Origin of the sequence: Lentzea sp. NPDC102401, from assembly GCF_044765805.1 — a bacterium.
GTDB lineage: Bacteria > Actinomycetota > Actinomycetes > Mycobacteriales > Pseudonocardiaceae > Lentzea > Lentzea sokolovensis.
Genome location: NZ_JBIWKS010000004.1, coordinates 281,750 through 308,725, shown reverse-complemented (window position 1 = coordinate 308,725; position 26,976 = coordinate 281,750). Strand labels below are relative to the sequence as shown.

At 69.0% G+C, this 26,976-nt stretch carries 19 protein-coding genes; 14 read left to right on the top strand and 5 right to left on the bottom strand.

Annotation, left to right across the window (positions count from 1 at the left end; translation table 11 throughout):
• The first annotated feature begins 18 nt into the window (after positions 1-18).
• The 3 genes from trpB (at position 19) to ACIRG5_RS16465 (ending at position 2,836) form a co-directional block, all read left to right on the top strand.
• Entirely contained in the window at positions 19-1,239 is a 1,221-nt protein-coding gene (gene trpB / locus ACIRG5_RS16475; RefSeq protein WP_319977259.1) for a tryptophan synthase subunit beta, read from the top strand.
• Complete coding sequence (gene trpA, locus ACIRG5_RS16470) at positions 1,239-2,027, top strand: tryptophan synthase subunit alpha (RefSeq protein ID WP_402905413.1); 789 nt, start codon at positions 1,239-1,241, stop codon at positions 2,025-2,027. Before trpB ends, trpA begins: the two co-directional genes overlap by 1 nt.
• Positions 2,028-2,275: 248 nt before the next feature.
• On the top strand, positions 2,276-2,836 hold the full coding sequence (locus ACIRG5_RS16465; RefSeq protein WP_402905412.1) for a Uma2 family endonuclease: 561 nt from the start codon (positions 2,276-2,278) through the stop codon (positions 2,834-2,836).
• Here the strand turns inward: ACIRG5_RS16465 and ACIRG5_RS16460 are convergent.
• On the bottom strand, positions 2,833-3,981 hold the full coding sequence (locus tag ACIRG5_RS16460; protein ID WP_402905410.1) for an FAD-dependent monooxygenase: 1,149 nt from the start codon (positions 3,979-3,981) through the stop codon (positions 2,833-2,835). The two genes, ACIRG5_RS16465 and ACIRG5_RS16460, sit on opposite strands and share 4 nt — an antisense overlap.
• Positions 3,982-4,583: 602 nt before the next feature.
• Between ACIRG5_RS16460 and lgt the strand changes: the two genes are divergently transcribed.
• From lgt to ACIRG5_RS16445, 3 genes are read left to right on the top strand one after another with little or no spacing between them, the layout of a single operon-like run.
• Entirely contained in the window at positions 4,584-5,582 is a 999-nt protein-coding gene (gene lgt / locus ACIRG5_RS16455) for a prolipoprotein diacylglyceryl transferase (RefSeq protein WP_402906175.1), read from the top strand.
• A gap of 3 nt (positions 5,583-5,585) precedes the next feature.
• The gene (locus ACIRG5_RS16450; RefSeq protein ID WP_402905408.1) at positions 5,586-6,248 is read left to right on the top strand and encodes a response regulator transcription factor; all 663 of its coding nucleotides are present in this window, start codon (positions 5,586-5,588) and stop codon (positions 6,246-6,248) included.
• A gap of 48 nt (positions 6,249-6,296) precedes the next feature.
• Positions 6,297-7,670, top strand: a complete 1,374-nt coding sequence (locus ACIRG5_RS16445) for an ATP-binding protein (RefSeq protein ID WP_402905406.1) — start codon at positions 6,297-6,299, stop codon at positions 7,668-7,670.
• Here the strand turns inward: ACIRG5_RS16445 and ACIRG5_RS16440 are convergent.
• The gene (locus ACIRG5_RS16440; RefSeq protein WP_402905404.1) at positions 7,639-8,538 is read right to left on the bottom strand and encodes a TAXI family TRAP transporter solute-binding subunit; all 900 of its coding nucleotides are present in this window, start codon (positions 8,536-8,538) and stop codon (positions 7,639-7,641) included. The genes ACIRG5_RS16445 and ACIRG5_RS16440 overlap by 32 nt on opposite strands.
• 111 nt (positions 8,539-8,649) lie before the next feature.
• Between ACIRG5_RS16440 and dctA the strand changes: the two genes are divergently transcribed.
• The 3 genes from dctA (at position 8,650) to ACIRG5_RS16425 (ending at position 16,575) form a co-directional block, all read left to right on the top strand.
• Positions 8,650-10,011 carry a C4-dicarboxylate transporter DctA gene (gene dctA, locus ACIRG5_RS16435; RefSeq protein WP_402905402.1) on the top strand — a complete coding sequence of 454 codons (1,362 nt, stop codon included), beginning with the start codon at positions 8,650-8,652 and terminating at the stop codon, positions 10,009-10,011.
• Between the two features lie 542 nt (positions 10,012-10,553).
• Complete coding sequence (gene gltB / locus ACIRG5_RS16430) at positions 10,554-15,077, top strand: glutamate synthase large subunit (protein ID WP_402905401.1); 4,524 nt, start codon at positions 10,554-10,556, stop codon at positions 15,075-15,077.
• A complete protein-coding gene (locus ACIRG5_RS16425; protein WP_402905399.1) occupies positions 15,070-16,575 on the top strand; it encodes a glutamate synthase subunit beta in 1,506 nt (501 codons plus the stop codon). The genes gltB and ACIRG5_RS16425 overlap by 8 nt, the downstream gene beginning before the upstream one ends.
• 69 nt (positions 16,576-16,644) lie before the next feature.
• Here the strand turns inward: ACIRG5_RS16425 and ACIRG5_RS16420 are convergent, their stop codons facing one another.
• Entirely contained in the window at positions 16,645-18,714 is a 2,070-nt protein-coding gene (locus ACIRG5_RS16420; protein ID WP_402905397.1) for a TIR domain-containing protein, read from the bottom strand.
• A 249-nt stretch (positions 18,715-18,963) separates the two neighbouring features.
• Between ACIRG5_RS16420 and ACIRG5_RS16415 the strand changes: the two genes are divergently transcribed.
• From ACIRG5_RS16415 to ACIRG5_RS16405, 3 genes are all read left to right on the top strand, one after another.
• Entirely contained in the window at positions 18,964-19,281 is a 318-nt protein-coding gene (locus tag ACIRG5_RS16415) for a hypothetical protein (protein ID WP_402905395.1), read from the top strand.
• Between the two features lie 156 nt (positions 19,282-19,437).
• Positions 19,438-19,911 (top strand): carbonic anhydrase, encoded by a 474-nt coding sequence (locus tag ACIRG5_RS16410; RefSeq protein ID WP_402905393.1) that lies wholly within the window; start codon positions 19,438-19,440, stop codon positions 19,909-19,911.
• 14 nt (positions 19,912-19,925) lie between these two features.
• On the top strand, positions 19,926-21,254 hold the full coding sequence (locus tag ACIRG5_RS16405; protein ID WP_402905391.1) for a SulP family inorganic anion transporter: 1,329 nt from the start codon (positions 19,926-19,928) through the stop codon (positions 21,252-21,254).
• A 55-nt stretch (positions 21,255-21,309) separates the two neighbouring features.
• Here the strand turns inward: ACIRG5_RS16405 and ACIRG5_RS16400 are convergent, their stop codons facing one another.
• Complete coding sequence (locus tag ACIRG5_RS16400; protein WP_402905388.1) at positions 21,310-22,545, bottom strand: CHRD domain-containing protein; 1,236 nt, start codon at positions 22,543-22,545, stop codon at positions 21,310-21,312.
• 165 nt (positions 22,546-22,710) lie between these two features.
• On the opposite strand from ACIRG5_RS16400, the gene ACIRG5_RS16395 reads away from it, so the two are divergent.
• Both ACIRG5_RS16395 and ACIRG5_RS16390 read left to right on the top strand, forming a co-directional pair.
• Positions 22,711-23,148: a hypothetical protein gene (locus ACIRG5_RS16395; RefSeq protein WP_402905386.1), complete on the top strand. Its 438-nt coding sequence runs from the start codon at positions 22,711-22,713 to the stop codon at positions 23,146-23,148.
• 84 nt (positions 23,149-23,232) lie between these two features.
• Positions 23,233-24,045, top strand: a complete 813-nt coding sequence (locus ACIRG5_RS16390; protein ID WP_402905384.1) for a DNA/RNA non-specific endonuclease — start codon at positions 23,233-23,235, stop codon at positions 24,043-24,045.
• An 18-nt stretch (positions 24,046-24,063) separates the two neighbouring features.
• On the opposite strand, the gene ACIRG5_RS16385 is transcribed toward ACIRG5_RS16390, so the two are convergent.
• Entirely contained in the window at positions 24,064-26,928 is a 2,865-nt protein-coding gene (locus tag ACIRG5_RS16385) for an NACHT domain-containing protein (RefSeq protein ID WP_402905382.1), read from the bottom strand.
• Between the last annotated feature and the right edge of the window lie 48 nt (positions 26,929-26,976).

Genomic DNA, 26,976 nt, shown 5'->3' with positions numbered 1-26,976 from the left:
CGTTAGAGGAGCTACCCGATGGGCCAGTTCACGCCCACACCGCATGATCCAGACGCACGTGGCCACTTCGGCCCGTGGGGCGGCCGGTTCGTCCCGGAGGCCCTGATCGCCGCGGTGGACGAACTGGCCGCCGAGTACGACAAGGCGCGGCTCGACCCGGAGTTCGTGAACGAGTTCCAGCGCCTCCTTCGCGACTTCGCGGGCCGTCCGTCCCTGCTGACCGAGGCTCCGAAGTTCGCGGAGCACGCCGGTACGCAGGTGTGGCTCAAGCGCGAGGACCTCAACCACACGGGTTCGCACAAGATCAACAACGTGCTCGGCCAGGCGTTGCTGACCAAGCGCATGGGCAAGCAGCGCGTCATCGCCGAGACCGGCGCCGGCCAGCACGGCGTGGCGACGGCGACGGCGTGCGCGCTCCTCGGCCTCGACTGCGTCGTCTACATGGGCGAGGTCGACACCGAGCGGCAGGCGCTGAACGTCGCCCGCATGCGTCTGCTGGGCGCCGAGGTCATCCCGGTGAAGTCCGGGTCGCGCACCCTGAAGGACGCGATCAACGAGGCGTTGCGCGACTGGGTCACCAACGTCGACGACACGCACTACCTGCTCGGCACGGCCGCGGGCCCGCACCCGTTCCCGCTGCTGGTCCGCGACTTCCACCGGATCATCGGCATCGAGGCGCGCGAGCAGATCCTCGAGAAGGCCGGCCGCCTGCCCGACGCCGTCGTCGCCTGCGTCGGTGGCGGCTCGAACGCGATCGGCATCTTCCACGGCTTCATCGACGACCTCGACGTCCGTCTCGTCGGTGTCGAGCCCGGCGGCTCCGGTCTCGACAGCGGCAGCCACGGCGCGACGCTGACGGCCGGCACGCCCGGCTCGTTGCACGGAGCGATGTCGTACGTCATGCAGGACGACGACGGCCAGATCACCGAGGCGCACTCGATCTCCGCCGGTCTCGACTACCCCGGCGTGGGCCCCGAGCACTCGCACCTCAAGGACATCGGCCGCGCCGAGTACTTCCCGGTCACCGACGCCGAGGCCATGGAGGCGTTCGCCCTGCTCTCGCGCACCGAGGGCATCATCCCGGCGATCGAGTCCGCGCACGCTCTGGCGGGCGCGCTGAAGCTCGGGCCGTCGCTCGGACCGGACGGACTGCTCGTCGTGAACCTCTCCGGACGTGGCGACAAGGACATGGACACCGCCGTGAAGTACTTCGGCCTCGCTGACGGGGGACAGGCCTGATGTCGTTGTCCGACGTGTTCTCCGCCGCGCGCGCCGAGTCGCGTGCCGCGCTGATCGGCTATCTGCCCGCGGGTTTTCCCACGGTCGAAGGTTCCAAGGACTACCTCCGTTCGATGGTCGAGTCCGGGTGTGACCTGGTCGAGGTCGGCCTGCCGTTCTCCGACCCGGTGATGGACGGCCCGACGATCCAGGCCGCCGCCGAGCAGGCGCGAGCCGCGGGCTTCCGCGTGCGCGACCTGTTCGACGTGGTGTCTGCCGTGACCGACGCCGGTGGGCGTGCGGTCGTGATGACGTACTGGAACCCGGTGCTGCGCTACGGCGTGGACGCGTTCGCACGCGACCTCGCCGCCGCCGGCGGTCTCGGCATCATCACGCCCGACCTCGTTCCGGACGAGGCCGAGGACTGGATGGCCGCTTCCGAGGCGCACGGGCTCGACCGGACCTTCCTGGTGGCACCGTCGTCGACCGAGGAGCGCATCGCGATGACCGCGCGTGCGTCCTCCGGCTTCCTCTACGCCACCGCGGTCATGGGCGTCACGGGCGCCCGTGACGTCGTGTCGTCCGCCGCCCCCGAGCTGGTTGCACGGGTGCGTGAGCACACCTCGTTGCCGATCGGTGTCGGGCTGGGTGTGCGCTCTGGTGCGCAGGCCGCCGAGATCGCCGGGTTCGCGGACGGCGTCATCGTCGGGTCGGCTTTCGTGTCGGCCGTGAACGAGGGCGACGCAGCGGTGCGCGCGCTGGCCGCCGACCTCGCCAAGGGTGTGCGGTCGGCTCCTGCGACCGTCTGAACCTCCTCTGCTCGGTGAAGCCGCTCGGCCTTCTGGCCGGGCGGTTTTGCTTTGCCGGGAAGTCGTTGATGTTCCTCCAAGAGCATGACATGGATTCGAACACCTGATCGAGTGAATCTGCGTCGGTTGGGGCCAAAACCCCGGTTGACTGTCGGTCTGAGCTGCGATCGTGGGCTCATGCACAAGCCAGCCATCCGCTCGGCGTGCCACACTGGTACTCGCCGGGCGGTTTTCGGAGGTGATGCCCAGTGGCAGCTCCAGCAGAGACGGCGCCAGCCCAGTACCTGTTGCCGAGGCACGTGGGCCCTTGGTCGCTCGATGACGTCATGTCGCTGCCCGAGGACAACAGTCAACGCATCGAACTCGTTGACGGGATGCTTCTCGTGAGCCCGCTGGGGTCCTACCGCCACCAGCAACTGGTGGGGCGTGCGTACGGGTCGTTGGTGGGCGCCTGTCCGGCTGATCTCGAAGCGACGATCGAGCTGAACGTCCTGCTCTCCAGCGGACGTTTGGTGATCCCGGATTTCACCGTCGTGCGGCCGAGAGAAGCCGGTGTCATGTTCCCGGTCTCTGATGTCGTGCTCGTCGGTGAGGTGTTCTCACCGAGCACGCGGCTGAACGACGAGGGCCTCAAGCGCGGCCTGTACGCCAGCGCGGGCATTCGGTACTACCTGATGGTCGACCCGAGCCAGCAGGTCGTCGAGGCCACGTTGCTCGAACTCCAGGGCACCGACTACGTCGAGATCGCCACCAGTGAGGACGGCGTGCTGGAGATCGAGCGGCCGTTCCCGGTCACCATCAAGTTCTAGCCGTAGAGCCACTCCAGCCGTTCGTGCAGGTCTGTCGCGGTCCACGACGCGAACATCGCGTCACGGACCGTCGCCGCCTCGCCAGCTGGGTGGTAGACCTCCCGCCCCATCCATCGTGACGCGTGGTGGACGCGCGCGGTCCGCTCCGAGCGGAGCGCCACGTACCGCGCAAAAGAGCCGGCCACGTCACGGGGGTCGAACACGGACGAGAGGCACACGGCGTCCTCCAACGCCTGACAGGCGCCCTGAGCGGCGTACTGCAGCACGGGATGGGCGGCGTCACCGAGCAGCACGACCCGCGAGTCCTGCCAGTTCGTGATCGGCGCGCGGTCGCACAGCACCCATGCCCGCCACTCGTCGGCGAGCTCCATGATCCGGGTCGCGTCGTCGCACAACGGAGTGAAGTGCTTCATCACCTCGGCGTGCTCGACGGGCTTGCCGGTCATGGGGTCCGTGGCGCCGTTGTCCGTAGTGGCCACGAGATTCACGTACCGTCCGCCCGCGATCACGTACCAGACGACGTGATAGCGCGGCCCCGCCCACAGCGTGACGACGTTCTCCTTCAACGACCGCGGCACGTCCTGAGCGGGAATGACCGCGCGGAAGGTCGTGTGCCCGGACACCTGCGGATCCCCGTCGCCCACGAGCTGCCGCCGCACCGCCGACCGCAACCCGTCAGCGCCGATCAACGCCTCCCCGTGCACGAGATCGCCCGACCGCAACACCGCGGTGACCCCGCCCGCGTCCTGCGTGTAGGCCTCGACGCCGCTGCTCACCCGGAGGTCGATCCGCTCGTCGTTCTGGCACGCGTCGAGCAACGGCGTGAGCACGTCGTTGCGATGCACCACCGCATAGGTGCCGAACCGCTCCCGGAAGCCCTCGTCGACGGGCAACCCGGCGATCTGCCGCCCGGACACCCCGCACCGCAACCGCAACTCGTCCACGTGCACGGCGCGAGCCCGCACAGCGCCACCCACACCCACCGAGTCGAGCATGCGAAACCCGTTGGGCCCGACCTGGATGCCCGCGCCGATCTCCTCGAACACCGCCGCGGCCTCCAGCACCGTCACGCGTTGCCCGGCCCGTGCGAGCCCGAGCGCCGTCGCCAGCCCGCCGATACCGCCGCCGACCACCAGGACCGTCATGTCCGACCTTTCGGGAGTCCGCCCAGACCGCGTCCGAGTATCTCGGTTCAGCGATCACGAACCCCCTAAGGTCCCGGGTTCTGGACGTCGCCCGCCCAGGGGGAGAGGCTCGCGCAGCGGAAACCGGTCACGAACATCCTTGAGATCCGCTTCAAGGTGGCGTGCGGCTGTCGGTCGCGGCTGTGCTCCGACGGGCGTTGGCTCAGAGGAGGTGCCTGCTACGCCGACTCGGTCGGGACTGTGCGGTCTCCGCGATCACGAACACCTTCGAGGTTCCGAACCGAACCCGGCGGGGAGCGGAACGGACGAACGGGCACGGCTCCGCTCTCCCGGTGAGCTGGTCACGTCCGGTGCACTCGCTCAGCTGAAGTCATGAGACTCACGTGCCTTTGGCTGCGCCCCCACGCGCCCGACCGGGTACCTCGTTTTCGCTTTCGGCGGCTTCGCCCGGCACGTTGCCGCAAGGCGCCATGCGGAGCGTGAATCACCCCGTCGGTGTACCGAGCACGCCACCGGAGATCGGCACCGACAGGGTTCGGGCCGATAACGATCGCGCGTCCCCACGAGACGCTCACAAGCCGACCGGTACGGTGGGCGCCGTGTTGGACGCCCTCCTGGCCACGATCCCGAGTCCCGACCGCGGTGTTTGGTACCTCGGTCCCCTCCCGCTCAGGGCCTACGCGCTGTGCATCATCGCCGGCATCATCGTCGCCATCTGGTGGGGTGAGCGCCGCTGGGTCGAACGCGGCGGCATCAAGGGCGAGGTCACGGACATCGCCGTGTGGGCCGTGCCGTTCGGCCTCGTCGGCGGACGGCTCTACCACGTCATCACGGACAACCAGAAGTACTTCGGGCCGGGCAAGAACCCGCTCGCGGCGCTGGAGATCTGGAACGGCGGCCTCGGCATCTGGGGCGCCATCGCGCTCGGTGCCGTCGGCGCGTGGATCGGGTGCCGGCGCAAGGGCATCCCGTTGCCCGCGATGGCGGACGCGCTGGCGCCCGGCATCGTCGTGGCGCAGGCCATCGGACGGCTCGGCAACTACTTCAACCAGGAGCTTTACGGCGGCGACACGACGTTGCCGTGGGGTCTGGAGATCTACCGCCGCGTGACGCCGGAAGGGCGTGAGGACGCGCTGGCCGGTATCGCCATCGATCACACGCCGATCCAGGTCGTGCACCCGACGTTCCTCTACGAGCTGCTGTGGAACCTCGGTGTCGCGCTGCTGATCGTGTGGGCGGACCGGAAGTTCCGGCTCGGTCACGGCCGGGTGTTCGCGCTGTACGTCGCGGGCTACACGGCCGGTCGGTTCTGGATCGAGCTGATGCGCACCGACGAGGCGACGCTGATCCTCGGCACGCGGGTGAACGTCTTCGTGTCGGCGCTGGTGTTCTTCGGCGCGATCGCGTACTTCGTCATCGCCAGGTCCCGCGGTGAACGTGAGGACGTTGCCGCGCTGCGAGGCACGACCGAGGTGCCGGGCGAACCCCAGGTAGCCGCTGAAGAAGCGGCAGAGGACAAGAGCGTCACCGAGGACGGCAGCGAAGGTGACGTCGCCGAGAAGGACAAGAAGAACTCCCCGGAGTCCGTCAAACCGGAGTGATCTGTGCGCGTGCTCGTCGTCGAGGATGACGACCGGGTGGCCAGAGGCCTGCTGACCGCACTGCGGCATGCGGGCTACGAGGTGCATCGGGTGGCCACGGCCGCTGACGCGCTGCGTGCCGCACCTGCCGACGTGGTGTTGCTCGACCTCGGCCTGCCCGATGGCGACGGTCTGGACGTGCTGCGCGAGTTGCGGCACCGGCCGGGCACCGCCGTCATCACCGTGACCGCGCGTGGCGAGGAACGCGAACGCGTTCTCGGTCTGCGTGCGGGTGCCGACGACTACGTGGTGAAGCCGTTCGGCACGTCCGAGCTCCTCGCACGGATCGAGGCCGTCCTCAGGAGAACGCGCACGCACCGCGCGGAACCGGAGAGCGAAGGGCCGTTTCGGATCGGGCCGCTGCAGATCAACACGTCGACGCGTGCGGTCACTTTGGACGGTGAGCCGCTCTCGTTGACCCGCAAGGAGTTCGACCTGCTCGCCCTCCTCGCGGCACGCAAGGGCGAGGTCGTGAGCCGCGACTTCATCGTGGACCAGGTGTGGCAGGCGCACTGGGAGGCGCCGTCGCGGACGCTGGACACGCACATCGCGGCGTTGCGCGGGAAGCTCGGCGGTCACGTCAAGATCGAGACGGTCCGGGGCGTGGGTTACCGGCTCGCCACGTGACGAGTCTCCAAGAGACATCCACAGGTGCGTGCGGAACAATCGCAACCGATGCTCCGCCGACTGCTCGTCATCACGGTTCCGCTGCTCGTCGCCCTCGTGGCGTCGCTCGGCATCCCTTTGGCGTCCGCGGTCGTGCAGCGCGAGACGCAGACGACCTATCTCGACCGCCTCGGTGACGCCAGCAGGTTCGCCTCGCTCGGCGAGAGCGCGTTGCAGTCGGACCGGCTGGAAGCACTGAGCCAGGAGATCCAGCGCTACGACACCCTCTACGACATCCCGGTCGCCCTGGTCAGCGCCGACCGGCGGATCCTCATGTCGTCGCGGCAGGGGTTCAACCCCAGCAACGACCCCGAGGTCACGAAGGCCCTCAACACGGCGTTGAACGGTGGCGTGCGGCCCGAGCCCGAGTACACGGGCTGGCCGTGGCGCACGGGGCCGATGGTCGTGGTCGAGCCGGTGGGACGGGACAGCGAGGTGGTGGCCGCCGTCGTCACCATCTCCCAGACGCGCGGCCTGCGCAACGAGGTGCTGCGGCAGTGGGGACTGATGGCGCTGGCCGGTCTCGCGCCGATGCTGGCCGTGGTCGCCGCCGCCTGGCCGATGTCGCGGTGGGTGCTCCGGCCGGTCGGCAGGCTCGACGAGGCCACCGCGGCGGTGGCCCAGGGCAACCTCGACGTGCGGGCGGACGAGGTCGGCGGGCCGCAGGAGCTTCGCCGGCTCGCACGCAGTTTCAACATCATGGTCGACGTCGTCGGCAAGGCCCTGAACAGGCAGAGGGCGTTCGTGGCGGACGCGTCGCACCAGCTGCGGAACCCGCTGGCCAGTCTGCGGCTCGCCGTCGACAACCTCGAACCGCACGTGGACGGCGAGCTCGCGCGGGAAGCGCACCAGATCGCGGTCGAGGAGGCCGAGGAGATGGGACGCGTGCTCGACACGCTGCTCGCAGCGACCCGGCTCGACAGCGCCCGGCAGACCGAGCCCGTCGAGATCGACCAGCTCCTCACGACGCACCGCGCGGCCTGGCAGGCGCTCGCGACCAGGTCCGGGATCACGCTGAAGATCGACGTCCCGGCGGGCCTGACCATGCAGGAACCGCCCGGCGGCCTCGGCAGCGTGCTGGACGAGCTGGTCAGCAACGCCATCAGGCTCGCCAACGCCACCGAGGTCGTGGTCACCGGCAGGCCCGGCGAGCTGCACGTCGTCGACGACGGCGACGGCCTGAGCGCCGAGGAACGCGAACTGGCGCTGCAGCGGTTCTGGCGCGCCACCAAGCACCAGAACGTCCCGGGCACCGGCATGGGGCTCGCGATCTGCGCCGAGCTGATCGAGTCGGCCGGCGGCACGCTCACCCTGCACGACGCGGGCCCGGGCCTGGACGTGAAGGTCGCCCTCAGCGCTTCACGGAACGGAACCAGCGCATAGCGCCGTCGTGCAGCGGCACGAGACCGGTCGCGATGCCGGTGCGGACGTTTATCCGCGACGCCTCCGGGTGCCCCTCCACGATCCGCGCGGTCTCGGTGAACACCGTGCGCGTCACGACCTCCACGACGTCCGCGCTCAGCGACTCGCGCGCCAGCAGCAGGTTCGGCACCGCGAACGTCTGGTTCGCCGCCACGTTCTCGTAGGTGGTGCTGGGGATGGTCGCGGGGATGTACGGGCCCTTGTACTTCTCGGCGAGCTTGATCGCCTCGTCCGGGATGTTGATCAGCCGCACGTTGCCCCGCAGATCGGTTATCGCGGGCGTCGGGATGCCGGTCAGCGCCAGCATCGCGTCCAGCGACCCGTCGGCGACGCGGCGGGAGGCCTCCGCGTGCGCCATGCGTTCGTCCAATGCGGACAGACCGAAGAACTCCAGCATCCGCTTGGCGGTGAACTCCGTGCCGGAACCGATGGGCCCCAACGAGATCCGCTTGCCCGCCAGGTCACCGAAGGTGTGAATCGGGGACGCCGCCGGCACCGCGATCTGCATGAAGCTGTCGTAGAGCCGGCCGACCGCGCGGACGCTCTGCGGGTCGTCGATCGGGTCCAATGAGGACAGCGCGAGCTGGGCTTCACCTGATCGCAACAACTGCAGGTTCTCAACCGATGCGGCTGTGGGGATCGCGGTGACCTTCGTGCCGGGCAGCTGCTCGGCCAGCGCGGCCGCCAGAGCGCCCCCGACCTCGCGGAACACCGCCCCCTCAGGCCCGGTCGCGAGCACCAGCTCAGCAGGCGCCTCGACCCTGCGCGGGGTACACCCGGCGAGAGCCAGTCCGGCCCCTAGCAGAAGCGTGCGACGACGAAGCGACACCGATGAAGCCTAGCTGTTACGTCAGGGCTGTCTGAAGTTTCCTCACGCCGGGTTGTCGGGTCAGGTGGCGCGGCTCACTCTCTCACCCAACACGTAGTTCAAGGAGGAACAGTGGCCACCACGACCACAGGGCGCAAACCGATCTACAAGCACCTCTACTTCTGGGTGCTGGTCTCCATCGTTCTGGGCGCTGCCGTCGGCTTCCTGTTCCCCAAACAGGCGTCCGAGATGAAGTGGCTCGCCGACCTGTTCGTGAACCTCGTCAAGGTCGTCATCGCGCCGACCATCTTCGCGACGATCATCGTCGGCATCGCGGGCCTCGGGAACCTCGCCAAGGCGGGCGGGCTCGCGCTCAAGACGATCCTCTACTTCACCGCGATGACCACGGTGGCGCTCGCCATCGGCCTCATCGTCGTGAACATCGTCCAGCCGGGTCACCACGGTGGTGAGATCACGCTGAACGCGAGCCAGGCCGACGCGACGCTCAAGTCCGCCTCGACCGCGGAGACCGGGGTCACCGGCTTCATCCTGAGCCTGGTGCCGAAGTCGTTCGTCAGCGCGTTCACCGACGGCCAGCTGATCCAGGTGCTCGTGGTCGCCATCCTCGTGGCCGTCGCGGTCGCCGGCATGGGTGAGCGCGGCGCCAAGGTCGTCTCCGCGATGGAGACGCTCTCCAAGGTGATGTTCGGCATCATCAAGATCGTCATGTACATGGCGCCGATCGGTGCCTTCGGCGGCATCGCCTACACCGTCGGCAAGTTCGGCGGCAGCGTGCTCGGCAAGCTGCTCTGGCTGATGGGCTCGTTCTACGCGACCTGCATCGTGTTCGTCGTCGTGGTGCTCGGCCTCGTGGCGAAGTTCGCGGGCTTCAGCCTCTTCAAGTTCCTGCGCTACATCAAGGACGAGATCCTGATCGTGCTCGGCACCTCGTCGTCCGAGTCGGTGCTGCCGCGCATGATGGTCAAGCTGGAGGCGGCGGGCGCCCAGAAGTCGGTCGTGGGCCTCACCATCCCGACCGGGTACTCGTTCAACCTCGACGGCACCTGCATCTACCTGACCATGGGCGCGATCTTCATCGCCCAGGCCACCGGTCACGACGTGTCGATCGGCGTCCAGATCGGCCTGCTGCTGTTCATGCTGATCGCGTCGAAGGGCGCGGCGGGCGTCACCGGCGCCGGCCTCGTCACCCTGGCCGCCTCGCTGCAGGCCTTCGAGGCGCACTCGGCCATCCCCGCGGTCGGCATCGCGCTGATCGTCGGCATCGACCGGTTCATGTCCGAGGCCCGCGCCATCACGAACGTGATCGGCAACGGTGTCGGCTCGCTGGTCGTGGCCGCCTGGCAGAAGGGTCTCGACAAGGACCGCCTGCGCGCGGTGCTCGACGACCCCGACAGCGTCGACGTCGACGACCTGCTGGCCCGGCAGACCGGCGCCGAGGGTGACGGCAAGAAGGAGCCGGTCGCGGCTCACTGAGAACGTCCGTGGCCGGAGGCGTCTCCTCGCCTCCGGCCACGAGACCTCAGACCTCCATGTATGCCGAGGTCCCGCTCTCCCCGCATGCGGCGTGGGGTGAACGGGGCCTCGGTCTCGTTTGGCAGGGAACAGTCACGGTCTGCCCCAGTGGACAGTGGCGCGGTGGCTGTGGCCGGGTTCGAGTGAGCGTCCGCTAACTGGGACGACAATGGCTCGACCAGCGAAAACATCTGGGTACCCAGCTCATCCAGTGGCAAACCGGGAATGTCGCGCAACTCTCATCCAGCTGGCCGAGGTTGAACGTTCGGTTACGCTTACCCGGCTGTAACGAACGCCGACGTTGGCCGCAATGTCGCTCCCCGCCCGGGAATCGTTACACATCCATGACCTAGATCACCCATTGGCGGGTGTCCCTGGGTTTCGCGGCTGTTAAAGTCGCGTCAACACGCGGGCCATCGTCGTCCCGTGCTCCCACCTGTTGGTACGAGGTCTGAGCACGAGGACATTGTTCTTTAGCGAGGACGACGAAGGAGGTCTGCGAAGTGATCTTCTCCGCCATCCCCGGCCCCCAGGGTCTTTACGACCCGGCTGATGAGCGCGACGCGTGCGGCGTCGCCATGGTGGCCGACATCCAGGGCAGGCGTTCCCACGGCATCGTCGTCGATGCCTTGACAGCGCTGGCGAACCTGGAGCACCGGGGTGCCGCGGGCGCCGAACCCACTTCGGGTGACGGTGCTGGCATTCTTTTGCAGCTGCCGGACGAGTTCCTGCGTGCTGTGGTCGACTTCGACCTCCCGGAACGCGACCAGTACGCGGCGGGAATCGCTTTTCTTCCGTTTGAATCCGAAGAACGCGTCACCGCGATGCAGGAGATCGAACGCATCGCGGAAGAGGAGAACCTCGTCGTTCTCGGCTGGCGCGACGTCCCGACCGAACCGGAGAAGGCAGGCGTCGGCCCGACCGCGATGTCGGTGGCGCCGCACTTCGCGCAGCTCTTCGTGAAGGGCACGCGCGAGGAGGCCGGGATCGCCCTGGACCGCCTGGCCTTCTGTCTGCGCAAGCGGGTCGAGCACGAGGGCAGCGTCTACTTCCCTTCCCTGTCGGCGCGCACGATCGTCTACAAGGGAATGCTGACGACCGAGCAGCTGCCGGCGTTCTTCCCCGACCTGCACGACGAGCGCCTCTACTCGGCGATCGCGTTGGTGCACAGTCGTTTCTCCACGAACACCTTCCCGTCGTGGCCGCTCGCGCACCCGTTCCGGTTCGTCGCGCACAACGGTGAGATCAACACCGTCCGCGGCAACCGCAACCGCATGCGTGCCCGCGAGGCGTTGCTGGACAGCGACCTCATCCCCGGCGACCTCGCCAGGCTGTTCCCGATCTGCAACCCGGACGGCTCGGACTCGGCGTCGTTCGACGAGGTGCTGGAACTGCTGCACCTCGGTGGCCGCAGCCTTCCGCACGCGGTGCTGATGATGATCCCGGAGGCGTGGGAGAACCACGCCACGATGGACCCGAAGCGCCGCGCCTTCTACCAGTTCCACGCGAGCCTCATGGAGCCGTGGGACGGCCCGGCCTGTGTCACCTTCACCGACGGTGAGCTCGTCGGCGCGGTCCTCGACCGCAATGGCCTGCGTCCCGCGCGCTGGTGGCAGACCGCCGACGGCCGTGTCGTTCTGGCATCCGAGACCGGTGTGCTCGACGTCCCGTCCGACCAGGTGGTCGCGAAGGGCCGCCTGCAGCCCGGCCGCATGTTCCTCGTGGACACCACCGCGGGTCGCATCATCGACGACGACGAGTTCAAGTCGGCGCTGGCCTCGGAGTCGCCCTACGACGAGTGGCTGCACGCCGGCCTGCTCGACCTGGCCGACCTGTCGGACCGCGAGCACGTGGTGCAGAGCCACGAGTCGGTCGTGCGCCGCCAGCTCACCTTCGGCTACACCGAGGAGGAGCTGCGGATCCTGCTCACGCCCATGTCGATCAACGGCATGGAGCCGCTGGCCTCGATGGGCACGGACACCCCGGTCGCCGCGCTCAGCCAGCGTTCCCGGTTGCTCTACGACTACTTCGTGCAGAACTTCGCACAGGTCACGAACCCGCCGCTGGACGCGATCCGCGAAGAGATCGTCACGTCCGTCAAGCGCGTGATGGGCCCCGAGCAGAACGTGCTCGACCCCGGCCCCGTCTCGTGCCGCCACGTGACGCTCGACTACCCGGTCATCGACAACGACGAGCTCGCCAAGCTCATCCACATCAACGACGACGGCGACCTGCCGGGCTTCGCCTGCACCGTCCTGTCCGGACTGTACGAAGTGGACGGCGGTGGCGAGGCGCTCACCGCGGCGATCGAGCGCGTGCGTCGCGAGGCGTCGGAGGCCATCGCGAACGGTGCTCGGACGCTGGTGCTGAGCGACCGCGACTCCGACCACCGCATGGCGCCGATCCCGTCGCTGCTGCTGGTCTCCTCGGTGCACCACCACCTGGTGCGCACCAAGGAACGCCTGCGGGTCGCGCTGGTCGTCGAGTCCGGTGACTGCCGCGAGGTCCACCACGTCGCGGCCCTGCTGAGCTACGGCGCCGCCGCGGTGAACCCGTACCTCGCGTTCGAGACGATCGAGGACCTGATCAGCCAGGGCGCCATTTCCGGCGTCCGCGCGCACAAGGCCGTGCGCAACTACGTCAAGGCGCTCGTCAAGGGCGTCCTGAAGATCATGTCGAAGATGGGCATCTCGACCGTCGGCGCCTACACCGCGGCGCAGATCTTCGAGGCGGTCGGCCTGTCGAACGACCTGCTGGACGAGTACTTCACCGGCACGCAGTCCAAGCTCGGCGGCGTGCACCTGGACGTGCTGGCCGAGGAGGTGGCGGTGCGTCACCGCCGCGCGTACCCGGACAACCCGACCGACCGCGCGCACCGCAGGCTCGAAGTCGGTGGCGAGTACTCGTACCGCCGCGAAGGTGAACTGCACCTGTTCACACCGGAGACGGTGTTCCTGTTGCAGCACGCCACGAAGACGCGCAAGGAGGACGTCTTCCGCCAGTACACGGCGGAGGTCGAGCGCATCTCCCGGCAGGGCGGCACGTTGCGCGGGCTGTTCAAGTTCCGGGGCGAGGGCCGCACGCCGATCCCGATCGACGAGGTCGAGCCCGTCAGCTCGATCGTCAAGCGCTTCAACACCGGCGCCATGTCCTACGGCTCGATCTCGGCCGAGGCGCACGAAACCCTCGCCATCGCGATGAACCGCCTCGGCGGCCGGTCGAACAGCGGTGAGGGCGGCGAGGACCGCGAGCGCCTGTACGACCCGGAACGGCGTTCCGCGGTCAAGCAGGTCGCGAGTGGACGGTTCGGCGTCACGAGCGAGTACCTCGTGAACTCCACGGACATCCAGATCAAGATGGCGCAGGGCGCGAAGCCCGGCGAGGGCGGCCAGCTGCCCGGCTTCAAGGTCTACCCGTGGGTCGCGCGCACCCGGCACTCCACGCCGGGCGTCGGTCTCATCTCGCCGCCGCCGCACCACGACATCTACTCGATCGAGGATCTGGCGCAACTCATCCACGATCTCAAGAACGCGAACGAGCAGGCTCGGGTTCACGTGAAGCTCGTCTCGTCGATCGGTGTCGGCACGGTCGCGGCCGGTGTGGCCAAGGCGCACGCGGACGTCGTGCTGATCTCCGGCTACGACGGCGGCACCGGCGCCTCGCCGATGAACTCGCTCAAGCACGCCGGAACGCCGTGGGAGATCGGCCTCGCCGAGACCCAGCAGACGTTGCTGCTCAACGGTTTGCGCGACCGCATCACCGTTCAGGTCGACGGCGCGATGCGCACCGGCCGCGATGTCGTGGTCGCCGCGCTGCTCGGTGCCGAGGAGTTCGGCTTCGCCACGGCGCCGCTGATCGTCGCGGGCTGCGTGATGATGCGCGTCTGCCACCTGGACACGTGCCCGGTCGGCGTCGCCACGCAGAACCCGGATCTGCGCGCCCGCTACACCGGTCAGGCCGACCACGTCGTGAACTTCTTCGAGTTCATCGCGCAGGAGGCCCGCGAGATCCTGGCCGAGCTGGGTTTCCGCACGATCGACGAGGCAGTCGGTCACGCGGAGCTGCTCGACAAGGACGAGGCGATCGAGCACTGGAAGACCGCGGGCCTGAACCTGGACCCGGTCTTCGAGGTGCCGGAGACCCCGTACCCGACGGCGAAGCGCAAGATCCGCGACCAGGACCACGGCCTCGACAAGGCCCTGGACCGCACGCTGATCCAGCTCGCCGAGGCGGCGCTGGAGGACGCGCACCAGGTCACCCTGGAGCTGCCCGTCCGCAACGTCAACCGCACGGTCGGCACGCTGCTCGGCGCCGAGGTCACCCGCCGCTACGGTGGCGAGGGCCTGGAGGACGACACGATCCGGGTCAAGCTGACCGGGTCGGCGGGCCAGTCGCTCGGCGCGTTCCTGCCTCGCGGCATCACGCTCGAGATGGTCGGCGACGCCAACGACTACGTCGGCAAGGGCCTGTCCGGCGGGCGGATCATCGTCCGGCCGTTCGAGGACGCGCCGTTCCGCGCCGAGGACCAGGTGATCGCGGGCAACGTGATCGGCTACGGCGCCACGTCCGGTGAGATCTTCCTGCGCGGCCGCGTCGGCGAACGCTTCTGCGTCCGCAACTCCGGCGCGCTGCTGGTGGCGGAGGGCGTGGGCGACCACGCGTTCGAGTACATGACCGGTGGCCGGGCAGTGGTGCTCGGGCCGACCGGGCGCAACGTCGCGGCCGGCATGTCCGGCGGTATCGCGTACGTGCTCGACCTGGATCCCCTGTCGGTGAACCAGGAGATGGTGAATCTGCAGCGCCTCAGCGCCGAGGACCTGCGTTGGCTCAAGGACGCCGTCACCAAGCACCACCTGGCGACGGGTTCCGCCGTCGCCGCGTCGCTGCTCGGTGACTGGACCCGGCGAGCCGGTGCGTTCACGAAGGTCATGCCCGGCGACTACCAGCGCGTTCTCGAGGCCATGCGCCTCGCGCGCGCCGAGGGCCGGGACGTTGACGCGGCTGTCATGGAGGCGTCTCGTGGCTGATCCACAGGGTTTTATGAAGCACACCCGTTCCGACGCGCCCAAGCGCCCGAAGCCGGAACGGTTGCAGGACTGGAACGAGGTCTACCTCCACGAGGATCCAGTCGAGCGCAACAAGGCCGTGCGCACGCAGGCCACGCGGTGCATGGACTGCGGCATTCCCTTCTGCCACAGCGGAACCGCGGGCTGTCCACTCGGGAACCTGATCCCCGAGTGGAACGACCTGGTGCGCCGCGGCGACTGGGAGCTCGCCTCGGACCGCCTGCACGCCACCAACAACTTCCCGGAGTTCACGGGTCGTCTGTGCCCGGCACCGTGTGAAGCGGCCTGCGTGCTGTCGATCTCGCACGACGCCGGCGGTGCCGTCGCGATCAAGCGGGTCGAGGAGACCATCGCGGACGTGTCGTGGGAGAACGGCTACGTGCAGCCTGCCCAGGCGACGGTGTCCTCCGGCAAGCGCGTCGCGATCGTCGGCTCCGGCCCCGCCGGACTCGCCGCCGCGCAGCAGCTGACCCGCGCGGGTCACGAAGTCGTGGTGTACGAACGGGACGACCGGCTCGGTGGCCTGCTGCGGTACGGCATCCCGGAGTTCAAGATGGAGAAGAAGGTCCTCGACCGGCGCCTGTCCCAGCTTCGCCGGGAGGGCACGAAGTTCGTGACCGGCTGCGAGGTCGGCGTCGACATCACGGTCGAGGAGCTGCGTGCGAAGTTCGACTCGGTCGTGCTCGCCGTGGGCGCGCTGCGCGGCCGTGACGACAAGACGACTCCTGGGCGTGAGCTCAAGGGCGTGCACCTCGCGATGGACCACCTGGTGCCCGCGAACCGCGCTGTCGAAGGCGACGGCCCGTCCGCGATCTCGGCCGAGGGCAAGCACGTCATCGTCATCGGCGGTGGCGACACGGGTGCCGACTGCTACGGCACCGCGACCCGCCAGGGCGCGCTGTCCGTGACGCAGCTCGACCAGTACCCGATGCCGCCGTCCGTCCGCGACGACGACCGTTCGCCGTGGCCGGTGTGGCCGCACATCCTGCGCACGTACCCCGCGCACGAGGAGGCCGGCGAACGCCGCTTCACCGTGGCGGTCAAGCGTTTCGTGGGCGACGACGACGGCCACGTGCGGTTCATCGAACTGCAGCAGGTGCGTGTCGAGAAGGACTCGTCCGGCCGCCGTTCCGTGGTGCCGCTGACCGACGAGCTCGAGGTCCTGCCCGCGGACATGGTGCTGCTGGCGATCGGCTTCGAGGGCGTCGAGCACATGCGTCTTCTGGACGACCTGGGCATCTCCCTGTCGGCGCGCGGCACGATCTCGTGCGGCTCCGACTGGCAGACGACCGCGCCCGGCGTGTTCGTCTGCGGGGACGCGCATCGCGGCGCTTCCCTCGTGGTGTGGGCGATCGCCGAGGGGCGGTCCGTGGCGAACGCCGTGGACAGGTTCCTCACGGGTTCCTCGAACCTGCCTTCGCCGGTCATCCCGAACCAGCTTCCGCTCGCTGTGGTCTGACAACGGCGTCAGACCAGCGGAGAGCAGCATGACGCCCCGGCCGACAACGACGTCGGCCGGGGCGTTCGCCTATGCGGCCAGGGCGCAGGTGTCGCGGTAGTCCAGTTCCGGGACGTACTGCTGCCATTCGAGCGGGCTGAGGCCTCCCGCCGCGACTTCGCAGGCGTGGGTGAACAGGTTGGCAGGCTCCCCGGACGACCCGTGCAACGTGGTGGCCAGTTCGGTTCTCGTGTTCTGGCTGGGCGCCAGCGCGTGCGCGGTCAGGCCGAGACGCAACGCCAGCCGTGGCGAGGAGGTGCGCGCGACCTGGGCCTGTGCCACGAGTGCGCGTGCCGTCGCCCTGTCACGGTCGACGCTGGCGTTGTGCCATTGGAAGGCTGCCAGCCCCGCCGCGCCGATGGCGGCCACCAGGAACACCGCCAGCCAGCTGACCGTGCGTCTGCGGTCGCGCCGGCGTTGCCCTCGCAGCGTGTGGATCCGGTTGCGGCTCACGGTGAGGAACCGGCGGGCGTCGGGGGAGAGGTCGTCGTTCGCCACCAGCGGCGCGACGGCGGCGAACGTGTCCTCGTTGAGCAGCAGGTGGTCCGCGCGTTCGCCCTCGATCCACTGCGAGGCGTCCAGCTCGACGGACCTGGCCGCGCGCAGGCCGATCTGCCGTTCCTCGATGGCGCCGCGCAACGGCCGCCACTCGGTGAACAACGCCTCGTGGGCCACACCGATCCAGCGGCCCTGCTTGTCGCCGCTCGCGGTGAGCAGGCGGTGCCGGACGAACACCTCCAGCGCGGCGCGGGCGTACGTGTCCAGCTGGGCCGGGCTGACGCGTTTGCGGGTCGGCCTGCCGGTGTGGTCGAGCGTGGCCAGGGCCGCGAGCCGGGCGAGCAGTTCCTCCTTGCTCATCCCGGTTTCCGCGACGGCGCTGTCGAGCACGTCGTCGGCGTGACGGGCGAGCGCGCCGTGTACGCCACCTAAGTGCTCGTACAGTTCGCTGGAGAGCGTGCCGCCCCTGGGGACGCCCATCGCCAGGTGCTGCAACGTGAACGCGAGCAACGGCAACGCCTCGCCGCTCGCCGTGTCCTCGACCAGCAGCGCGACGAGCTCCGGGTGCACCTTCAGCCCGGCCACGCGGGCGGGGCCGGTGATCACGATGTTGAGCACCTCGCGTGCGAGCGGCGCCAGCACGTAGCTGCCGAGGTGGACGCCGCCCAGTTCGGGCAACGTCCGCAGGTCGTCCAGGAACTCCGACCGCAGCGTCGCGACCACCCGCACGTTGTCCGCGAGCGCGTCCTTGAGCAGGCTCGCGACGATCTGACGGTCCTTCTCGCCGGCACGGGTGAAGAGCTCCTCGGCCTGGTCGATCGTGATCAGCAGTCTGCGGTCCTCGTCCACGAGCTCCTGGGCCACGCCACGCAGCCCGTCGAGGACGAGCCGGTCCTTGGTCTCCCGCAACGTCCAGCCGAGGCCGGCCCTGGCGGCGGTCTTGCGCACCGCGCGGGCGAGCGCGTCGAGCGGGTCGTTGCCCGGCAGCCACGGCGGCATGACGAGCCACCGCGGGTCGTCCGCCAGCTGGGCCAGCAGACCGGCCCTGACCAACGACGACTTGCCGCAGCCGGACGGGCCGACGACGGCGAGCAGGCCGGGGCCGCGGCGCACCTTGCGGGCCAGCGCGCGGGTCTCCGCGTCACGACCGAAGAACACCGCGCTCAACGCCGTGCTGAACGCGTCCAGGCCGGGGAACGGTTCCTGGTCCTTCGCGAGCTTGCGGCCACCGGTGTCGAACCGCCGCAGTGCTTTCTCGAGGTGCCCGCGGGCGGTGGCGTGCGGGATGTGGTTGAGGTGCCCGATCAACGGGTGGATGACGCCGTCGAGCTGCACGGGCAGCAGGAGTGTGCCCAGCGCGTCGGCGATGGCGATCTCGGCGTTGCACCAGCTCGACGTGACCGACGCCTGGCTGACGACGCACACGACGGCGTCCGCCCTGCGCAGCTCGTGGTGCAAACGCTCGCGCCACGCCTCGCCGACCTGAATCCCATCCTCGGGGTGAACCTCCAGGAAAATCTCGTGATCACCTTCGAGCCAGTTGCGGATATGTGTCGCGATCGCCACATTCTGCGTCGCGTGGCTGATGAACACCCTCGCCACGACCGTCTCCTTTGGCATTCCGTCACCGATTGTGCAGAGCTGGCAGGGATCGGCGGCCGGTTGTCCACTAATTGGCGCATCTACAACGCGGCAGGACCACTCTCCGCATACGTACGTTTCCGTGAAATGAGAAGCCCTTTCGGGTGAAACTAGTGTGTGATTCGGTCAAAGTCGGTCTCGTATATCGCGGAACTTGTCCACTTTGGGCGAAACTGATAGTCGTAGATCAACTCGGTCGGGGGTGTGAGCATGCGCAGCGTTCTTCTCGCTGTCGTCGTCGCCCTGTGCGCCGTGCTGACCCCGGCCGTGTCCACCGTGTCGATCGGCGCGCCGCCGCCGAAGTCGAAGACCTCCGTCCCCAAGGAAGAAGCTCCGCGCGAGGAGCGCGAGACGAGCCGCCTGCGCCTGCTGGTCACGTCCGTCGACCGCACGTCCGGCGTGGCCGCTCCGTCCTTCTTCACGGTGTTCACGCCGCGCGCGGTTCCCGGTGTTCTCGCGCTCGTGTCCAACGCCGAACCAATAGTGGTCTGGCGCACACCCCCTGCGCTGCAAGTGTTCCGAAACTGATCGGTCCCCACTCCCCGATCGAACCGAAACACTTTTCCTTAGCAGTGAGGGACTCCCGTGGACTTCCATCGCTTTGTTCAGCATGCCCGCGCACACGCCGCATCGCGTTCCCGCGCACTCGGCCGCAAGCTCGCCGCTGGTCAGCAACCCACCACGATGTTCATCACGTGCGCCGATTCGCGCATCGTGACGGCCGCGATCACGGGCGCCGAACCCGGTTCGCTGTTCGAACTCCGCACCGCGGGCAACGTCATCCCGCCCTACTCGCTGACCGCGCCGTCCAGCGAGATGGCCACGATCGAATTCGCCGTGCTGCAGCTCGGTGTCAGCGAGATCGTCGTCTGCGGCCACTCGCACTGCGGCGCGGTCGGCGCGTTGAACGGCGGCGGCATCGACCACCTGCCCGCGATGCGCGGGTGGCTGCGTCCCGGACGGCCGCGGAAGGCGTCCGATCCGGCGATGCGGACGGAAGGACAGGAACACGTGCGCGCCCAGCTGGAAACCCTGCTGGCGTACCCGTTCGTGGCCGAGAAGGTCGCTTCGGGTTCGTTGCGCGTCCACGGCTGGTTCTACGACATCGAGACCGGCGAGGTCTCCGCGTGTGCCGAGCACGCCTTCCTTCCGCTGTAGGGGTTTCTGACGTGATGAAGAAGTACTGGACCGATCTCGGCGCGTCGGTCGTCGTGTTCCTCGTGGCGCTGCCGCTGTGCGTGGGCGTGGCGGTGGCGTCCGGAGTGCCGGCCGAGCTCGGCATCGTGACCGGCGTGGTCGGCGGCATCGTCGTCGGCCTGCTGCCGGGCAGCACGATGCAGGTGAGCGGACCGGCCGCCGGGCTGACGGTGCTGGTGGCGGACGCCGTGTCCCGGCACGGAATCCAGGCGCTGGGCGTGATCGTCCTCGGCGCCGGCCTGCTGCAGGTGGCGCTGGGCTTAGCCAGGTGCGGACGGTGGTTCCGCGCGATCTCCCCGTCCGTGGTGCAGGGCATGCTCGCGGGCATCGGGCTGGTGCTGATCTTCGGCCAGCTCAGGCACCTGATCGTGTCCCCGGTCGCGCTGGCGCTGGGCCTGCTCACCGTGCTGATCATGTTGCTGTGGCAGCGAACCCCGCTGCGGGTCGTGCCGGGCATCCTGGTCGGCGTGGTCGTCTGCACCGCGCTGGCGGCGGTGTTCGCGTCGGACGTCGAACGCATCACGGTCGGCACGCTGTCCACGGACGTGCACCTGCCGAACTTCTCCCTGCTGGACACCGGAGTCATCGGCACCGCCGTGGTGTTCGCCCTCGTCGCCTCGGCGGAGTCGATGTTCAGCGCGGCCGCCGTCGACCGCATGCACAGCGGCCCGCGCACGCAGTACAACAAGGAACTGGTCGCGCAGGGCGTCGGCAACACGATCTGCGGCCTGCTCGGCGCTTTGCCCATGACGGCGGTGATCGTGCGCAGTGCGGCGAACGTCAACGCCGGGGCCCGCACCAGGGCCTCCAGGGTGCTGCACGGCGTGTGGCTGCTGCTGTTCGTGGTGCTGCTGCCGGGGTTGCTGACGCTGATCCCGGTCGCCGTGCTGGCGGCCGTTCTGGTCCACGCGGGCTGGAAGCTGCTGGGCCTGCGGGAAGTCGTCACGTCGTGGCGCACGGACAGGACCGAGAGCTTCGTCTTCGTGCTGACGGCCGGGCTCATCGTGGCGACCGATCTGCTGACCGGCACCGTGGCCGGTCTGCTGGCCGCGGTGATCAAGACGGCCTGGGACGTGTCCAGGCTGCAGGTGACCGTGACGCCGGAGGGTGTGGCGTTGCGCGGCAACGCGACGTTCCTGAAGCTGCCGGTGTTGCTCGACGAACTGGACCGCGTGGACCGGGAGCACGTCCGGATGGATCTGAGCGGGGTCCGGCACCTCGACCAGGCCTGCGGGCAGGCGATCGACCAGTGGGTGGACGAGTCGCGGCGGGCGGGTAAGACCGTCGACCTCGTCGGCAGGTAGCGGAAGGCGCCGCGACCGTGGGGGTCGCGGTCGCGGCGCCTTTCCATTCAGTTGGCTAGTGAGTGGTGAACTGGCCGCGCACCGCACCACCGGGGAACGCCGCCGTGTGGATGTTGGAGTAGAAGTCCTTCGGGGACTGCTTCAGCGCGTCCAGCGTGGCCTTGTCGGCGGTGGCCGTGCCCGAGACCGCGAAGATGCCGTTCGGGACGGCCGTGCCGAAGAACGTGATCTTCACGGCGCCGTTCACGCCCTTCGCGCCCTGGTGGACGTGGCCGAGCGTCGGCGCGTCGACGTTCACCCACGCCAGCGAGAAGTCGACGCCGGTGGCGGTGGGCCGCACGAACGTGATGGCCTGGCCGTCCGGGTCGCCGACCTTCGGGCCGTCCTGCACCGGCACCTCGTTGCGGCCGTTGGAGAACGCGCGGAGCTTGCCGCCCTTGATGATGTCCAGCGGGTTGATCTGCTTGCTCAGCGGCTTGAGCTGCCCGCGGACCGCGCCACCGGGCTTCTCGGTGCTGTGCAGGTTCACGTAGAAACCGGCCGGGTTCCTGCGGATGTCCTCGGCGAGCTTCGCGTCGATCACGGTCTGACCGGCGGCCGCGCCCAGCGTCTCCGGCATCGCGGTGGTGAAGAGACCGACCTTCACCGCGCCGTTCTGGCCCGCCGCGCCCTGGTGGATGTGGCCGAGGGTGAGCTGGGCCGTCTTCTTCCACTCCAGCGCGAACGTCACGCGGTCGCCGCGCACCTCGACCAGCGCCTTCGCCGAGGCGTCCGCGTCACCCACGGCGGGACCACCGGCGGTCGGGACCTCCTGGCGGCCGTCCAGTTCCGCGGAGAAGAACACGGGCTTGCCGGTGGCGGGCTTGACCGGCGGGGTCTGGTCCGGCGCGGGCGGGGTCGTGTCCTGGCCGCCGTGCCCGGTGCCGTGGTCCTGCGCGCCGCCGGACTTCGTGGCGGTCGGCTTCTGCGCGGAACCACCGGCGTCGATGTTCAGCGTGGGGCCGTCGGCGGTGAAGAACTCGAAGGCAGAGCCGCCGTTCTTCACGACCACGCGGACCTCGATCCGACCACTTCCGGGCTTCACGGTGAAGGTGCGCGACTCGCCCTTCTTGGCGCCGTCGAGGCAACGGCCTTCCAGCTGGTCGGCGGCGCAGAGGCTCGCTTCGTACCCGGCCGTGTTCGTGATCTTCACGGTGACGGTGTCCTGGGCGGCGGACGCCGGTGTCACCACGGCGAGTCCGAGCGTGGCGCCCAGAAGGCATGCGGCAGCGACGTTCTTGTTGACAGACATGGGATGTGCTCCAAGGCTCCGCTGTGGGAGTCGGGGGGTCTGGCGGACCCGACATGACCAACACGGACGTCGATCAGATTCGGTTCAGGGAATCTTCCGATGAACCGAACTGCGTCTCATTACGTGTCAACGTCGGAACAGGACACACCCCGCTAGGAGACGAAGATGCGCGCACGTAAGGGAATTCTGCTGCTGCCGGTGTTTCTCGCCGGACTCGCTGCCTGCGGAAACGAGGCACCGCAACAGGATGCTCCCGCGAAGGTCGAGGTGAAGATCGCGCAGTCCGGCCTGGGCCCGATCCTCGTCGACCAAACGGGACGGACGCTCTACGCCTTCACCAAGGACGAGAACAAGTCCAGCGCGTGCGATGCCGACTGCATCGCCGTGTGGCCCGCGCTCACCGCCGAGTCCAAAGTAGACGCCAAGAACGGCGCCGACGTGCAGCTCGTCTCGCGGCTCGACGAGAGCTCGCAGGTCGTTTACGGAAAGTGGCCGCTCTACTACTACGTGGGAGACCAGGTCGCCGGCGACGTCAACGGCCAGGGTGTCGACGACGAGTGGTTCGCGATCGCCGCGGACGGGAAACTGGTCAAGAAGAGCTGATGAACATTGGGCCGTTCGGGTGTATGAGGCTAACGGCCCCGTGGGAGATGTCGACCCTCAAGATGAACCAGTAGGGGGCGACACATGACCAGCGCAGGCTTCGACTCGAAGTTCCTCGGCACGACCGCCGGGATTCCGGTCCTGACCGACTCGGGAGCGGCCGACGCGGTCGAGCTCGACGGCTCGACCACGATCGACTACACGCACTTCTCGCTCGCGATGAGCAAGTCGCGCAAGTTCGCGAGCTGGGTCGCGTGGAACATCGACGGCGGCGAGATGAAGGCGCTGAGCCGCACCGGCATCCCGTTCGTCAAGGACCCGCGCGTCCCGGCCGAGTTCCAGACCGGCGACGAGCTCTACCGCGACAACCGGCTCGACCGCGGCCACCTCGCCCGCCGCGCCGACCTGTGCTGGGGCACGAAGGCCGAGGCGCAGAAGGCGAACAAGGACTCGTTCTTCTTCACGAACATCACGCCGCAGATGGACGACTTCAACCAGAGCACCAAGGAAGGGCTCTGGGGCCGGCTCGAGGACGCGGTGCTCGCCGACGTCGACGTCGACAACCTCAAGGTCAGCGTCTACGGCGGCCCGGTGTTCAACGCCGACGACAGGGTGTTCCGCAGCGTCGCGATCCCGCGCGAGTTCTACAAGGCGATCGCGTTCGTGGTGGACGGCGAGCTGCGCTGCAGCGCGTTCCTGCTCACCCAGAACATCGTCCTGGCCGAGGCGCTCGACCTGGACGAGTTCCGGGTGTTCCAGGTGTCGCTGACCGAGCTGGAAAAGCGCCTGAGCCTCACCTTCCCGGCCGAGCTGCACGCGGCCGACACCGCGTCGGTGCAGCTGCTGGAAGAGGCGGAGCGCAAGCCGTTGGGCAGCCTCGACGACATTCAGTGGTGATGTCTCCTCAGGCAGCGGTCACGTCGTGATGCGCACCCCGGGCAGCTGACCGCGCAACTCCTCCAGCCGGGCAACCGACTCCGGTTGGTGCACCACCAGGTGTTCCAGCACCGGCAGGAGGCGCAGGTCGTCCGCTGAAGGCACGCCGAACACCTCCAGCGTCGTGATGGTCGGCCACCGCTCCAGCCCCGCCAGCGGGTAGGGCGGGCGGTGGTCGATCGCCAGCTCGCGCAACGCGGGCAGGCCGGGCAGCGCCTCCAGTCCCTCGTCGGTGGCCGAGTCGCGGATCTGCAGACGCCGCAGCGCACCGCCCTCCAGCGACTCCAGCTCCACCCGGCTGAAGTGCAGGTGCAGCTCGTCCAGGTCCCTCATCGGCGACAGATCGATCCGCCCGAGCGGACGGCAGCGGCTCAGGTGCAGCTCCTTCAGCGAGCGCGACCCGGCCAGCGGTGAGAGATCGCGCATCACCTCGTTCTGCCACAGTTCCAGCCGGTGCAGCGACGGCATGGCGCCCAACGGGTCCAGCGGGTTGATGTTGCCGATGCACCGCACGTACCGCAGCTTCTCCAGGTGCATGATGAACTGGATCCGGTGCCAGCCGCGGACGTCCACCCGCCGGTCGCCGAAATCCACTTTGGACAGCACGGACTTCGCGTACTTCTCCGCGTCCGGCGTGTTCCGCCACGCCCGCAGCAACTCGTCGATGACCATCGCGTGGTCGACGGCCACGAACTCCGCGATCCGTTCCCAGGCGGCCTCACCGCCGATGTTCGCCAGCGTCCGCACGATGTACGCGGCCTCCTCGGATGCTTCCGGCCCTGGCAGCAGGTCGACCACGAACGACCCGGCCTCGGACAACGCGTCGGCGTGCGCGAAGCTCTTCGGCGGGATCAGCGCCGCGGCGGCGGCCGTCACCTGGGCCCGCGCGGTCTCCGGTTCGATCACGTCGGCCTGGTCGAGGCACGCCAGCGCGAGCAGCCGCAGCTTGTCCCGCCCGCGTTCGTCCTTGCGCGTGTCGTCGTTGCCCGCCAGCAGGTCCATCAGCACGCGCGCCCGTTCGCGCGGCCGGGCGTGCGCCACCGCCATCACCACGACGTCGTGCCACTCGTCCAGATGTGCCCTGTCCACCAACAGGTTCAGGTCGCCGGCGTCCACGACCTCCTTGGCCGCCAGATAGTCCCGGAACGTCCGGTGCACGAACTGCACGCGTTCGGAAGCGACCTCCCGCAGCAGCCCTGCCCGTTCGAGCAGCCGCTGCATCGCCTCGTCCGGGTCGATGTCGTGCGACCGCAGCCCGCGCATCGCGTTCCCGAGCCGGTGCACGGCCTCCTCGCGGGGCACCATCAGCTCGCGGTTGCGCACCAGCGAGTACGCGAACCGTTGCAGCAGAACGAGCTGCTCCTCCTTGGAGAACGACGGCAGCGCGAGCCCGCGGTCCTCGTCCCACCGGACCAGCAACAGGTCCAGCGCGGCCTCGTACAGCGACCGGCGATCGCGCGGCAGGTGCATGTTCCGGTCCTGGTGCAGCGCGCACAGCAGCCCGGCCAGCAACGGACTCGACGCCAGCCGCCGCAGGTCCGGCCGCTTCGCGAGCGTCGCCACCAGCCGTGCCTCGCACTCGGTCAGCCACACCCGAGCGTCCCGCGTCAGCCCCGGTTCGTCGCGGGCGGCGGTGTGCCAGGCCTCCACGAAGTCGCGCACGCCCTTGTCGCTCAACGGCAACAGGTCGAACGCGCTGAAGCCGACGTCCTCCAGCCAGTCCTCCGGCACCGCGGCCGGCCGGGTCGTGATCGCGTACCGGGCTTCGGGGTAGGCGTTGACCAGCTTCTCCAGCCACAGCCGTGCCTCGGCCCGCCGTTCCCACACGAGCTCGTCCACGCCGTCGACCAGGACGAGCGCCCGCCCCTCCCTGAGCCGCGCGGTGACCCACCCGGACGGCTTCTCCTCCTCGATCATCGAGGCGGTCGGCGAGATGAACTCCTCCGGCTTCGGCAGCGTCGTGTACTGCCGCAACGGCACGAAGAACGGCACCAGCCCGAGCCACTCGTCGCCCGAGGTCCGCGTCTCGCCCAGCGCGTTCATCGCGAGCCAGCGCAGGAACGTCGTCTTGCCCGCGCCCGCGCCGCCCCGGATCAGCACCCGAGGCGTGTCCGCCAGCGCCGCCGCCACCGGCAGCCCGGCCCCGGTCAGCTCGTCGGTGTCCCCGACCCGCGCCACCGCCAGCGACACGTACGAGGTGTCGAACGACTGCCGCCGCGGCGCCCGCCCGCGTGACACCCCGAACAGCTCCAGCCCGCCCAGCGCGTGCGCGACCTGCTCGGCGTAGCGGTCCTCGAAGTCCCGGTGCGACGCCGTCAGCGCGAGTTGCCGCTGGTCCGCGAGCCGCGCCACGGCATCGGCGGTCGCCCGGCCCATCCGGAACATCTCCACCGCGAGTCGCCGCGCGTACTCGGGCTGCGACCACACCAGTTCGACGACCGCGACGCACACCCGCAGCAGCAACGCGTCGTAGACGGCCGTCGCCTGCTCGGACAGCCCCGCCGCGCGCCGGATCTTCTCCGACCCGGACATCACGTGGGCGCGCAACGACTCGGGCGTCAGCATCACCCGCAGCGCTTCCTCGGGGCGCAACGGCAGCGAGGCCTCGATGGACTCGCGCACCGCGTCCACGGCGGCCCGCCACTCGTGCTGCTCGACGGCGCTCAGCTCACCGCGCGCGAGCTCGGAGCTGACCCGCTCGACCAGCGGTCCCGGCCTGGTCAGCTCGCGTTGACGCTTCTTGTCCTTGGCACCCTTGTGCACGACGTCGAAGAGACCGAGCAGCACGCGCTCCAGCACGGTCTCGAGCACCATCAGCAGTCCGGCGGAAAACGGATCGGCCACACCTCCAGTATCGGCAGGTGATCACCGCACGCCGGGGGACTTCACCAG

What these genes read in the sequence shown, in the direction of transcription:
- ACIRG5_RS16390 (WP_402905384.1), top strand. Translation starts at nt 23,233, where the DNA reads ATGACCAGCGCAGGCTTCGACTCGAAGTTCCTCGGCACGACCGCCGGG.
- ACIRG5_RS16460 (WP_402905410.1), bottom strand. Translation starts at nt 3,981, where the DNA reads ATGACGGTCCTGGTGGTCGGCGGCGGTATCGGCGGGCTGGCGACGGCG.
- ACIRG5_RS16400 (WP_402905388.1), bottom strand. Translation starts at nt 22,545, where the DNA reads ATGTCTGTCAACAAGAACGTCGCTGCCGCATGCCTTCTGGGCGCCACG.
- trpA (WP_402905413.1), top strand. Translation starts at nt 1,239, where the DNA reads ATGTCGTTGTCCGACGTGTTCTCCGCCGCGCGCGCCGAGTCGCGTGCC.
- trpB (WP_319977259.1), top strand. Translation starts at nt 19, where the DNA reads ATGGGCCAGTTCACGCCCACACCGCATGATCCAGACGCACGTGGCCAC.
- ACIRG5_RS16415 (WP_402905395.1), top strand. Translation starts at nt 18,964, where the DNA reads ATGCGCAGCGTTCTTCTCGCTGTCGTCGTCGCCCTGTGCGCCGTGCTG.
- ACIRG5_RS16395 (WP_402905386.1), top strand. Translation starts at nt 22,711, where the DNA reads ATGCGCGCACGTAAGGGAATTCTGCTGCTGCCGGTGTTTCTCGCCGGA.
- ACIRG5_RS16445 (WP_402905406.1), top strand. Translation starts at nt 6,297, where the DNA reads ATGCTCCGCCGACTGCTCGTCATCACGGTTCCGCTGCTCGTCGCCCTC.
- ACIRG5_RS16410 (WP_402905393.1), top strand. Translation starts at nt 19,438, where the DNA reads ATGTTCATCACGTGCGCCGATTCGCGCATCGTGACGGCCGCGATCACG.
- ACIRG5_RS16405 (WP_402905391.1), top strand. Translation starts at nt 19,926, where the DNA reads ATGAAGAAGTACTGGACCGATCTCGGCGCGTCGGTCGTCGTGTTCCTC.